Here is an 11,911-nt window from a genome sequence, read left to right as displayed (position 1 = left end):
TGAGGCAGTATGGCCCGCGATGCGCAGAGGACTCGTACACGTACTGGCGTGGCTGCTCGCCACCGGAGCGGCGGTCACGCTGTCGTGGTGGGGCGTGCACACGGTGATGGCGGGGACGGTGTACGACCCGCCGCGCGCCCTGCCGATCACGGCGGCGGACACGACCACGCAGCGCTCGAAGCCGCTGGATCCGCCGAGCACCCGGCCGTCCCCGTCGAAGAGCAGACCACCCGAATCACCGACCCCCACTCCCTCCCGGACACCGTCCGGCGGCACCACCGCGCCCCCGACCCCGTCCGCCACCGCCTCCGGCCAGGTCAAGGCCTACGACACCGACGGCGGCCGGGCGGTCTTCGACCTGGGCAGGTCGAGCGCGACCCTCGTCTCGGCGACCCCGGGCACCGGCTGGTCGATGCAGGTGTGGAAGACGCAGACGTGGATCCGGGTGGAGTTCAGCAGCGGCGCGGACCGGGTGTCGGTGTTCTGCACCTGGCACGACGGGCCGCCGCATGTGGAGGTCGGCACGTACTGACGACCCGAAAGTGAAAGACAACTAGATATTGACAGTCAACTCTCATTTGGCGGTAGCCTCTCATCAGGTTGCTCCGAATGGGAGGTCCCCATGTCCCTGCACCAGTCCCCCCGTCGCTGGCTCGTCCTCGCGGCCCTCACCCTGAGCGTGCTGATCGTCGGGCTCGACGGCACGGTCATCAATGTCGCCCTGCCGACCATCGCGAACGAACTGCGCGCCGACAGCGCCCAGTTGCAGTGGATCGGCGGCGGATACCTGCTCACGCTGTCCGTCGCGATGCTTCCGGTCGGCCTGCTCGGCGACCGTCTCGGACACAAGAGGCTGCTGCTGTCCGGCATCTCGCTGTTCGGACTCGCCTCGCTCGTCGGCACACTGGCCCAGGCACCGGCGGCGGTCATCGCGGCCCGGTCCGTCCTCGGCCTCGGCGCCGCCGCGATCATGCCGCTGTCGATGGCGATCCTGCCCCGCGTCTTCGCCAAGGAAGAGCTGCCCAAGGCGATCGCGGTCTGGACGGCGGCCACCGCGCTCGGCATGCCGGTCGGACCCGTCGTCGGCGGCTGGCTGCTCGACCACTTCTGGTGGGGCTCGGTGTTCCTCTTCAACGTGCCCGTCGCCGCCCTTGCGGTGCTCGCGGGCCTGTGGCTGCTCCCCCGTGACGCCGAGCGCACCGCCAGGGCGCCCTTCGACACCCTCGGCACCGTCCTTGGCGGCCTCGGTATCACCGCCCTCGTCTACGGCACCATCCTCATCCCCGAGGACGGCTGGACCGGCCCGGCCGTCCTGGCCTCGCTGATCGGCGCCGCCGCCTTGCTGACCGGGTTCGTGCTCCGCGAGCGCCGGCATCCGCACCCGCTGGTCGACCTGAAGCTGTTCGCCGACCGCCGCTTCCTGTGGGGCACGCTTATCGCCGTCTTCGTCAACTTCGCGGTGATGGGCATCCTGTTCGTCGTCCCGCAGTACCTGCAGTCCGTCCTCGGCAACGACGCCTTCGGTACGGGCCTGCGCGTCCTGCCCCTGATCGGCGGCCTGATGGCGGCCGCCGCCGCGAGCGAGCCGCTGGTCCCGCGGCTCGGCGCCCGTACGGTCATCCCCGTGGGCCTGCTGGTGCTCGGCGCCGGCGCGTTCCTCGGCGCGACGACCGGCCTCGGCGACGGCTACGGCTTCACCGCGCTGTGGCTCGCCCTGACCGGCCTCGGCTTCGGGCTCGCGGTCGTCCCCGCCACCAGCCTGGTCATGGCCGCGCTCCCGCAGGACAACACCGGCACGGGCACCAGCCTCCTGGAGACCGTGCAGCAGCTCGGCTCGGTGCTCGGCGTCGCCGGCCTCGGCAGCCTGCTCAGCTACGGCTACCTGGCCCGGCTGCACACCGGGCGGCTGCCCGCGCCGGCGGCGGACACGGCCCGGGACTCGGTCTCCGGTGCCGACGCGGTGGCAGCCAGGCTGCACGACACCGGCCTCGCCGTCGCCGCGCACGCCTCCTTCCTGCACGGCATGACCCTCGTCCTGGCCGTCTGCGGGGCGATCGCCGTCCTCGGCGCGGTCCTGGCCGCCTTCTTCCTGCCCGAGCGGGCCCGCTGCTCCCGTACGGTGGCCCGGTCCGCCGCCCAGCACGCAGAATCGGTCGCATGACGACGCACGAGACCCCCGCCGCACCCCTCGGCCTGCGCGAACGCAAGAAGCGGCAGACCCGCGACCGCATCCGCCGCGAGGCCTACCGCCTCTTCGCCGAGCACGGGTACGAGAACACCACGGTCGACCAGATCGCGGAGGCGGCGGAGGTCTCGCCCAGCACGTTCTTCCGGTACTTCCCCACCAAGGAGGACGTCGTCCTCCAGGACGAGTACGACCCCGCCCTCGCACAGGCCCTCAGGGACCGCCCCGCCGACGAGCCCATCGTCGACGCGGTCCTCAACTCCCTGAAGGGACCCATGGGCGAGCTGCTCCGACAGGACCGCGAGGACCTTCTGCTGCGCACCCGCATCTCCTTCACCGACCCGGCCATCCGCGCCCGCTCCATCGCCGAACAGGAGCGCAGCGAGCGGGTCATCGCCGAGGTCATCGCCGAGCGCACCGGGCGCGACGCCTCGGACCTGGAGATCAGGTGCGCGGCCGCCGCGATCATCGCGGTCTTCACCACGCTGGTGCGGCACTGGGTGGAGGGCGACGGGAAGGAGGACCTGGCGGGGCTGTACGAACGCCATCTGCCGCTGTTGTCCCGAGGGTTGAACTTTTGAGCGCCTAACGGAACACCGAGGGCGGCGGAGCCGGGGAGGCCACTGCCGCCGCGTCCGTCACAGGGGTGGCGCCGCCGGTGAAGTCGAGGAGCTGCTTGCCGTGTTCGACGCGGGCGGGGTGCGGGTCGGAGGCGGCGCGGCGGGTGAGTTCGGGGAGCGGGAGCGGGAGGTCGGAGGCGGCCAGGATGGCGTTGCCGAAGCGCTTTCCGCGCAGCACGGCCGGGTCCGCGATCAGGGCGAGTTCCGGGAAGCGGGCGGCGGCGGTGGCGATCTGGCCGCGCAGATGGGCGAGCGGCGGGCCGTCGGCGAGGTTGGCGGCGTAGACCCCGGAGGGCTTCAGGGCCCGGCGGACCTCGTCCAGGAACTCGGTGGAGGTGAGGTGGGCGGGGGTCCGGGCACCGCTGAAGACATCGGCGATGACCAGGTCGGCCCAGCCGTCCGGCACCTTGGCAAGACCCTCGCGGGCATCAGCCGACCTGACCCGGATCCGGGCGTTCGGATCCAACGGGAGCTCGCGTCGGACCAGTTGGACGAGGGCCGCGTCCCGCTCGACGACCTGCTGGGTGGAGCGGGGGCGGGTGGCGGCGACGTACCGGGCGAGGGTCAGGGCGCCGCCGCCGAGATGCACCGCCTGCACCGGCCTGCCGGGCGGGGCGACGAGGTCGATGACATGGCCGAGGCGGCGCTGGTACTCGAAGGAGAGGTACGCCGGGTCGTCCAGGTCGACGTGTGACTGGGGCGCACCGTCGATCAGCAGCGTCCAGGCGCGGGCGCGGTCCGGGTCGGGTATGAGCTCTGCGAGCCCGCCGTCGACCGTTTCCACCACGGCCTCGGCGGCGGCCGACCTGCGCCGGTTGTTCCTGGACCTGCCCATCGGTCCATTTTCGCAGCTGCGGCGGCGGCCCGCTTCACCGGCAGCTGTCGGCCGCCTCGATCAGCCGGGCCGCCTCCCCGAGGGCACGGCGCAGCACCACCGGATCGGTCGCGAGGTCGGCCCCGCCGGGCGGCAGCAGCCAGTCCGAACCCTCGACCGGCGACTGCGGGGCGAGCCGCAGCCCCTGCCCGTTCGTCTCGGTGCACGTGCTGCCCGGTACGTCCCAGCAGGCGGCGGTGCCCGCCGGTACCAGGAAGCCGAGGGTGTCGCATCCGTCGTCGTGCAGGACGGGCCCCACCGCCTCCCCGGCCCCCCGCCGCAGGATGTCGACCGCCTCCAGCCCCTGCCGGGTCGGCACCGTCACGAGGTCGCATGCCGCGTCGCCCGCCGTCCCCGACGGCGCCGCAACCGGTCTGTCCGGCATACAAGGTTCGTTGCTCTGGCTGGTCTCCATGCCGGCCTCCACCACGCTGCCCTCTTGCAGTCCACGGAGTCCAACGCGCGAGCGCGTCAACGGCTACGGCACAAGTGCGCCGCAAAGGATGGCAGTTCATGGCAGATCGTGCATGAGATATCCGATTTGTAGCCAAACACAGCGTGGCGGGTCCGACACAGCAGGTACGTTCTTGCTCGCCGGGACCGGGATGTCACACGGACAACTCAGCCCGAATCCACCCCGGATCCGGCATGGTTCGACGGTTCGCACGAGAGGACCCGGCCATGGCGTCGTCAACCGAGACCTCGTCACAGCCCGAACGGCCACCCCGGCCGAACCCCGCCTTCCGGCAGCTGCGCGGCCGGCGCTCACCGGCCGAGTTCGCGGCACTGGTGCGGCGGGCCGCCCGCGAGATCGGCGAGCGGGTGAGCTGTGACGCGCGTTATGTCGGCAGGGTCGAGGCAGGTGAGATCCGCTGCCCGAACTACGCCTACGAACGGGTGTTCCTGCACATGTTCCCCGGCCGCACGCTCACCGACCTCGGCTTCGCGCCGCGCTCCTCCGTCCGCGGACGCGCGGCGCGTACGCCCGAGGACGCGCCCGCGGCGTTCGGTACCACTGAGACGCGGGGGGCCTGCGAGCCGTATGACACGACGGACCGGTACGACCCGCAGGACCCGCACGACCCGAACGAGCAGTACGAGAACGACCACCTGGACCACGAGGAGAGCGACGTGCTGCGTCGCGCATTCATGACCGGCGGAGGCGCCACGGTCGCCGCCGCCACCATGAGCCCGTTGGGGCTCACCACCGACGTCGTGGCGGCGGCCCGGCCGCTGCGCCGCGCCGGAATCCCCGAGGCGGCCGCCCTGGAGGAGGCCGTCCGCCGCATCCGGCTGCTCGACGACCGGCACGGCGCGGACGGCCTGTACCGGCGCGCTGCAGCACCGCTGCGCGCCGCCTACGCACTCCTGGACGCCGGCGCGACCCGGCAGACGACCGCCGAGCGGCTGCACTCGGGCGCCGGTGAACTCGCCATCTCCGTGGGCTGGCTGGCCCACGACTCCGGGCGCTTCGACGACGCCCGCTCGCACTACGCGGAGGCGCTCGCGACCGCCCGGATGACCGGCGACGCCGGTCTGGAGGCCCACGCCTTCTGCAACACGGCGTTCCTGGCCCGCGACGCCGGCCGCCCCCGCGAGGCGGTGCGCGCCGCGCAGGCGGCCCAGCGCGCCGCCCGCCCCCTGGGCTCCGCCCGTCTGATGTCCCTGCTCGCCCTGCGCGAGGCGGGCGGCTGGGCGGGGCTCGCCGACCGTGCCGGCTGCGAACAGGCACTGGCCCGGGCCCAGGCCCTCTTCGAGCGGGGCCACTCGGACGCCGACCCCGAGTGGATGAGCTTCTACGGAGAGGCGGAGCTGGAGGGGCTGGAGGCGCAGTGTTGGTCGACGCTGGGCGACTGGCTGCGCGCGTCCCGGCATGCCCGGCGCGCGGCGGGTCTCCAGGATCCCCACTTCACCCGCAACATCGCCCTGTACACCGCCGAACTGGCCGACGACCTGGCCCGCGGGGGGCGTCCCGACGAGGCGGCACAGGCGGCGATGTGCGTGCTCGACCTGCTGGACCAGGTCCAGTCGTCCCGGATCCAGACGATGCTGGCGGGGACGGCGCGGGTGCTGCTGCCTCACCGGCGGGCGTCGGGGGTGTCGGACTTCCTGGACCGGCATGCGTCGTCGCCGCGGGTGGGGCGGGCGTAGGGGCGGGGCTGTCGGGTCCGTCGCCGACCGCGGGCCGGTGGGGGCCGGTCGCGCAGTTCCCCGCGCCCCTGGGGAGTTGCTGTGCCGTCGACCGCATGGGCGCCGCAGCCACACAGCCGCAGACAGCAGCGGCCCGACTGTCCCCACGCAGCTGCGGGCAGTCGTGCCGCTGGGGGCGGCACGGGTGGGCGCAGCGGCACCCCGCCGGCGCGGGCGAGCGAAACCCACCCCCGCCCAGCAACAGCACCGGGCAACCAGTCAGCCCGCCAGGTGCCCCAAGTCGTTCCAGCTCTCGATCGCCGGCTCCCCGTAGGCCCAGCCCAGCACCGACAGCGACGTCGGGTTCAGACGTATGCGCGCGGCGAAGTCCAGCGGCAGTCCGAGCCACCGCGCGCCGATGGACCGCAGGATGTGCCCGTGGGCGAAGACCAGCACGTCACGGTCGGCCGATCGGGCCCACGCAACGACCTCGTCCGCGCGCGCGGTGACCTCGGCGATGCTCTCCCCCTCGGGGACCCCGTCCCGCCAGATCAGCCACCCCGGCCGCACGGCCTGGATCTCGGCGGGCGTCATGCCCTCGTACGCGCCGTAGTCCCACTCCATGAGCGTGTCCCAGGACTCGGCCCGCTCGCCGAACCCGGCCAGCTCGCACGTCTCGCGCGCGCGTGTCAGCGGACTGGTCCGCACCTCGACACCCGGCAGCCCGTCCAGCGGAGCGCGATGCAGCCGCTCGCCGAGCAGCTTGGCCCCGCGCCGGCCCTCCTCCAGAAGCGGTACGTCGGTCCTGCCGGTGTGCTTGCCGGACAGCGACCATTCCGTCTGTCCGTGCCGGGCCAGCAGGATGCGCGGTGCCATGGGAGACCTTTCCGGAGGTAGGGAGGGGTCCCTCCATCATCGCTCACCCCGGGCAGGGGCAACCCGCCGGGAGATCCCGGCGTCTTTGAGGGCTGAAGCGCCCGCATGGCCGGGATATGGACCGCGTAAAGTGACACGGTCGCCCGCCGGGCGCCGCGCAGCAGAAGGGGGAGGGCATCGGATGCCGCAGACCGATTCACCGGGCACCGAGGCGGCCCCCCGAACCCGGCTGCGGTGGTGGACCGAGCTGCCCCTGATCCTGCTGGTCTACGGCTGCTACTCGGCCGGCCGGCTCCTCGCGCGGGGGGACGTCTCCTCCGCCGTCGGTCACGGCCTGGCGATCCTGCGCATCGAGAAGGCCCTGTACCTCAACGCCGAGCACCCGCTCAACCGGCTGTTCACGCGCGAGGCGTGGCTCGGCATACCGGCCGACTTCTGGTACGCCTCGCTGCACTACCTGGTCACGCCCGTCATCCTCGTCTGGCTGTTCCGGACCCGCGCCGAGCGCTACCGGGCGGCCCGCACCTGGCTGATGACGTCGACGTTCATAGGCCTGATCGGCTTCACCCTGCTGCCCACCTGCCCGCCCCGGCTGCTCGCCGACAGCCACGGCTTCGTCGACACGATGGCCCAGTACAGCTCGTACGGCTGGTGGGGCGGCGAGGCCAGCGCGCCGCGCGGCATGGGCGGCATGACCAACCAGTACGCGGCGATGCCGAGCCTGCACGTGGGCTGGGCCCTGTGGTGCGGGGTCATGCTGTGGCGGTACGGCGGAACCCGACTCACCAAGGTCCTCGGCGTCGTCTACCCGCTGGTGACCGCGATCGTCGTCATGGGCACCGCCAACCACTACTTCCTGGACGCGGTCGCGGGCGTGGCCGTGATGGGCGTGGGTCTGCTGCTCGCGCCGCACGTGATGCGCGGTGCGGATCTGCTGCGGGCCCGCTTCAACCCCCGTACCCCGGCGGCCCCGTCGGGCACGGGTTCCCCGATTGTCAGTGACGGATGCCAGACTTCCGCGGGTGAGCGAATTCCACGGCAGCGCGAGTCGCAGCGCGCATCCGCAGCCGAACCGGACGGCTCCCCCCGCGACGCAGGGGAAGAGGCTCCGGCAGCGGCTCGCTGAGCTGCGCGGTCCCGACGTACCGGCCAAGGCACTGGACGCGCGCGCCCTCGCGGCGCTCGCCGCGAACCCCGGGTGCCGCAGGCGGGCGATCCTGGACGGCGCCGGAGTGGACAAGGCGGCGCTCGCGAGCGCGCTGGGCGCGCCCTCCGGCTTCGGGCAGTCGCAGTTCGCGCTGACCCGGGGCAACGCGTTCGAGGCACGGGTGAAGGCGGACGGCGGCGCCGAGCTGCTGCGGCTGGTCCACGCCCGGCTGGATCCTGGCGCCGAGCCGCCCGCCGGAGCGGCCGTCCCCGACCTGTCCGCGCACGGCCCCGAGGGGCGTACGGCCCGTACGGCGCTGGCGCTGCGCGAGGCCGTGGCGGCGGGCGGCTGGACGCTGCTCGACCACCCGATGCTGGCGCTGGACGTGGCGGGCTCGCTCGCGTTCCTGGAGCCGGACGCGGTGGTCGTGCACCCGGACGGCAGCTGGACCGTCGTGGAGATCAAGTCCTTCCCCATGCTGGACGGTTCGGCCGACCCGGCCAAGGTGGGCGCGGCCGCCCGGCAGGCGGCGGTGTACGTGCTGGCCCTGGAGGAGGTCGCGGCCCGTCTCGGCGCGGAGCCGGAGACCGAGACACCCCGGAGGCACAGCACCCAGGAAGGCGTCCCGGTCCCTCGGGTACGGCACCGGGTGCTGCTGGTGTGCCCGAAGGACTTCTCCAACCTGGCCACCGCCTCCGCCGTGGACGTGCGCAAGCAGCGCGCGGTCACCGCCCGCCAGCTGGCCCGGCTCACCCGCGTCGAGGAGATCGCCGACGCCCTGCCCGAGGGCGTGTGCTTCGCGCCGGACCGCCCGGCCGAGGAGCTGACGGCGGCCGTCGGGGCGGTCCCGGCGACGTACGCGCCCGAGTGCCTGTCGGCCTGCGAACTGGCCTTCCACTGCCGGGAACGCTCCCGCGCAGCGGATGCCGTGACCCGTCTCGGCCGCCCCCTGCGGGCCGAACTGGGCGGCCTGACCACGGTCGAGGAAGTCCTCGCGGCGGCCCGCGGCGACAGCGGCGACCCCGACGACCCGGCGGTGGCCGCCCTGCGCCGGGCGGCGACCCTGCGCGCGGAGGCGCTCGCCACGGCCGGCCGGGCGGTGGCCCCGTGTCCCTGATCGCCACCCTGGCCCGGCTCGAGGCCGTCAGCACCGGTCGCGCCCAGCCGGCCGCGACCGTCCGCCACCGGCACCTGTCCGAGCGCCCCCTGGTGTTCGTGCCGCTCACCACCGCCGGAGAGGCCGGCGCCCCGCTCGGCGCGCTGGTCGGCACCGACCGGGACACGCCCCGGCTGCTGGTCGTACCCCAGCCCCGCGACCGTGACCTGCGCTTCGCGTTCCTCGCCGAGCTGGCGGACATCGTCCTGCCGTACCTCGACTCCTACGCGGAGGACGTCGAGGCGGCCGAGCGCAACGAGACCGACCCGGAGACCGGCAAGCGGGTCAAGGTCGAGGTCGAGCTGTGCACGGACGCGCCCCAGCTGATCGTGCCGAGCCGCGCGGGCCTGGACCTCGTACGGCTGCTCGGCCGCTCCATGCGCTTTCGCCGCACCTCCGAGCAGGACCCGGAGACGCCCCACCCCGCGCCGCCCCGCATCCCCCTGCTGGGCCGCTGGCTCACCCACTACGGCGAGCGGGCCCGCGTGCCCGGCTCCTCGCTCCTCCTGGCCCTGACCGACGTGCTGTCCCGGCACTGGGCGACCGGCCAGTCCAGCCTGGAGGACCAGCACCTGGGCGCGCTGCTCGCCTGGATCGACCCTCCCGGGGACGGCTCCGGCGCCGAGGCCGCCCACCGGGCCGAACTCGCCCGCGACGCCGAGGGCCAGCTGCTGTGCCCGCCGGCCGGACCGGCCACCGACCCGGCGTTCGACAACAAGCTCCTGGCCCCGGCCATCGAGCGCTACGACCGCGCGCGCGGTGCGCTGGCCGCCGCCGAGGACGCCCTGGAGGCCGACGACCGGCTGGCCGCGCTCACCGCGGCCGAGCGGGAGATCCGCGACCTGGTCGAGAGCCGCACCCGACCCACCTGGGACGCGGTGTGGCGGGGCCTGGACCTGCTGCGGGCGCTGCCGGCGGGGGCGCATACCGAGGAGCGGTGGACCCGGGACCGCTGGTCGTTCACCGGCCACCGGGACCGGGTCGTGGCGGGCGAGCCCCCGCAGCCACGCCGCGACGACGCGGTGACGGCGGCGAACAAGCTGGCCACGCGCGAACGTGAGCAGGCCCGGCTGGAGGCGCAGGAGGCCCTGGACGACCCGCTGGTGATGGCCGGGCGGCAGCTGGCCGGGGAGGCCTTCGCGGGCGAGGTGACCGATGTCGTCATGGCGTACAGCGAGGGCAAGCGGCCGAGCCCGCGCCCGCTGGTGACGGTCCGCACGGACGACCGGCCGCATCTGGCGGAGCGCGCGAAGGTCTACCGCTCGCTGGGCGGCAAGCCCCAGGCCGCGGAGTTCGTCGGGTACGAGGGCTCCGCGGACGAGGGCGTGCTCGTCCTGCGGATCGTGGACAAGATGGGCCGGAGCAAGGAGCCCGAGCCCGGTTCGGTCCCGGAGAAGGGCGACGCGGTCTGCTTCACCCTCTTCGAGCACGAGCAGCGCGGCGGCGCGAAGCTGCCCGATCCGGAGGAGACCCCGTGGACGCACGGCGGCCCGCCGGGCGAGGCCGTGCCGGAAGCCCCCGACACCGTGACCGAGGAGGACGTCCTGTGACGACGGTCGACTTCGACCCCGGAGCCGCTGCCGCCCGCGCCACCGACGCGATCCTCCACGACACCCTGCGGGGCACCGAGCGGGGTGTGGTCGTCGACTCCCCGCCCGGCGCCGGCAAGTCCACCCTGGTGGTCCGCGCGGCCCTGGAACTCGCGGAGGCCGGGCGTCCGTTGATGGTGGTCGCGCAGACGAACGCCCAGGTGGACGACCTGGTGCTGCGGCTCGCCGAGAAGAACCCCGAGCTGCCGGTCGGCCGGCTGCACAGCAGCGACACGGACCCCTACGACAAGGCACTGGACGACCTGCCGCAGGTCCGCACGTCGGCGAAGGCGGCCGAGCTGACCGGCCTCCCGGTCGTCCTGTCCACGGCCGCGAAGTGGGCGCACGTCAAGGTGGACGAGCCGTGGCGGCAAGCGATCGTCGACGAGGCGTACCAGATGCGCTCGGACTCCCTGCTGGCCGTGGCCGGCCTGTTCGAGCGGGCGCTGTTCGTGGGCGACCCGGGCCAGCTGGACCCGTTCGCGATCGTCGGCAGCGAGCAGTGGGCGGGCCTGTCGTACGACCCCTCGGCCTCGGCGGTCACCACCCTTCTGGCGCACAACCCGGGCCTGCCCCAGCACCGGCTCCCGGTCTCCTGGCGCCTCCCGGCCTCCGCGGCCCCGCTGGTCTCGGACGCCTTCTACCCCTACACGCGGTTCCGCAGCGGCACCGGCCCCGACGACCGCCGCCTCGCCTTCGCCGTCCCCTCCGACGGCTCGGGCCCGGACCGGGTGATCGACGAGGCGGCGGAATCCGGCTGGGGCCTGCTGGAGCTGCCGGCCCGGCACACCCCGCGCACGGACCCGGAGGCGGTGCGGGCGGTGGCGACGGTCGTGCGTCGCCTGCTGGACCGTGAGGGCGCCGCCGTCTCGGAACGTTCCCCGGACCCGTCACCCCTCACCTCCGACCGCATCGCCGTCGGCACGGCCCACCGCGACCAGGCGGCGGCGGTCCGCTCGGCGCTCGCGGAGCTGGGCGTCACGGACGTCACCGTCGACACGGCCAACCGTCTCCAGGGCCGCGAGTACGACGTCACGGTCGTCCTCCACCCTCTCTCCGGCCGCCCCGACGCCACCGCCTTCCACCTGGAGACCGGCCGCCTGTGCGTCCTGGCCTCCCGCCACCGCCACGCCTGCATCGTGGTCTGCCGCGCAGGAGTCGGCGACCTCCTGGACGACTACCCGTCCACGGAACCGGTCCAGCTGGGAACGCTGGTGAAGTTTCCTGACGGCTGGGAGGCGAATCACGCCGTGCTGGCCCACTTGGCAGAGCACCGGGTTGCCTGGCGGCCGTGACCGGATCCACTGCGCCGGGCCGGCGAACCGCGAACCAGC

11 protein-coding genes are annotated in these 11,911 nt (G+C 73.9%); 8 read left to right on the top strand and 3 right to left on the bottom strand.

What is annotated here, in order from left to right:
• The first annotated feature begins 19 nt into the window (after positions 1–19).
• From ACIF83_RS01150 to ACIF83_RS01140, 3 genes are all read left to right on the top strand, one after another.
• Entirely contained in the window at positions 20–532 is a 513-nt protein-coding gene (locus ACIF83_RS01150) for a hypothetical protein (protein ID WP_399722639.1), read from the top strand.
• Positions 533–622: 90 nt separating this feature from the next.
• On the top strand, positions 623–2,161 hold the full coding sequence (locus tag ACIF83_RS01145; protein WP_399722637.1) for an MFS transporter: 1,539 nt from the start codon (positions 623–625) through the stop codon (positions 2,159–2,161).
• The gene (locus tag ACIF83_RS01140) at positions 2,158–2,766 is read left to right on the top strand and encodes a TetR family transcriptional regulator (protein ID WP_393464207.1); all 609 of its coding nucleotides are present in this window, start codon (positions 2,158–2,160) and stop codon (positions 2,764–2,766) included. Before ACIF83_RS01145 ends, ACIF83_RS01140 begins: the two co-directional genes overlap by 4 nt.
• Before the next feature lie 4 nt (positions 2,767–2,770).
• On the opposite strand, the gene ACIF83_RS01135 is transcribed toward ACIF83_RS01140, so the two are convergent.
• Positions 2,771–3,640, bottom strand: coding sequence for a spermidine synthase (locus tag ACIF83_RS01135; RefSeq protein ID WP_393464205.1), 870 nt, complete (start codon positions 3,638–3,640; stop codon positions 2,771–2,773).
• 34 nt (positions 3,641–3,674) lie between these two features.
• Entirely contained in the window at positions 3,675–4,094 is a 420-nt protein-coding gene (locus tag ACIF83_RS01130; RefSeq protein WP_399722635.1) for a hypothetical protein, read from the bottom strand.
• 266 nt (positions 4,095–4,360) lie between these two features.
• Between ACIF83_RS01130 and ACIF83_RS01125 the strand changes: the two genes are divergently transcribed.
• Positions 4,361–5,830, top strand: a complete 1,470-nt coding sequence (locus ACIF83_RS01125) for a hypothetical protein (RefSeq protein WP_398138955.1) — start codon at positions 4,361–4,363, stop codon at positions 5,828–5,830.
• A gap of 258 nt (positions 5,831–6,088) precedes the next feature.
• Here the strand turns inward: ACIF83_RS01125 and ACIF83_RS01120 are convergent, their stop codons facing one another.
• Complete coding sequence (locus tag ACIF83_RS01120; protein ID WP_398138956.1) at positions 6,089–6,685, bottom strand: histidine phosphatase family protein; 597 nt, start codon at positions 6,683–6,685, stop codon at positions 6,089–6,091.
• Between the two features lie 181 nt (positions 6,686–6,866).
• On the opposite strand from ACIF83_RS01120, the gene ACIF83_RS01115 reads away from it, so the two are divergent.
• From ACIF83_RS01115 to ACIF83_RS01100, 4 genes are read left to right on the top strand one after another with little or no spacing between them, the layout of a single operon-like run.
• Positions 6,867–7,811, top strand: a complete 945-nt coding sequence (locus ACIF83_RS01115; protein ID WP_399722633.1) for a phosphatase PAP2 family protein — start codon at positions 6,867–6,869, stop codon at positions 7,809–7,811.
• 1 nt (position 7,812) lies between these two features.
• Entirely contained in the window at positions 7,813–8,949 is a 1,137-nt protein-coding gene (locus ACIF83_RS01110) for a hypothetical protein (RefSeq protein ID WP_393466890.1), read from the top strand.
• Complete coding sequence (locus ACIF83_RS01105; RefSeq protein ID WP_393464191.1) at positions 8,940–10,538, top strand: hypothetical protein; 1,599 nt, start codon at positions 8,940–8,942, stop codon at positions 10,536–10,538. Before ACIF83_RS01110 ends, ACIF83_RS01105 begins: the two co-directional genes overlap by 10 nt.
• The gene (locus ACIF83_RS01100; RefSeq protein WP_399722631.1) at positions 10,535–11,872 is read left to right on the top strand and encodes an AAA domain-containing protein; all 1,338 of its coding nucleotides are present in this window, start codon (positions 10,535–10,537) and stop codon (positions 11,870–11,872) included. Before ACIF83_RS01105 ends, ACIF83_RS01100 begins: the two co-directional genes overlap by 4 nt.
• The last annotated feature ends 39 nt before the right edge of the window (positions 11,873–11,911 follow it).

The sequence above is a fragment of the Streptomyces sp. NPDC085866 genome (genome assembly GCF_044541035.1).
Taxonomy (GTDB): domain Bacteria; phylum Actinomycetota; class Actinomycetes; order Streptomycetales; family Streptomycetaceae; genus Streptomyces.
Note: the sequence above shows the minus strand (reverse complement) of the source record. Positions and strands in the feature narration are given on the sequence as shown.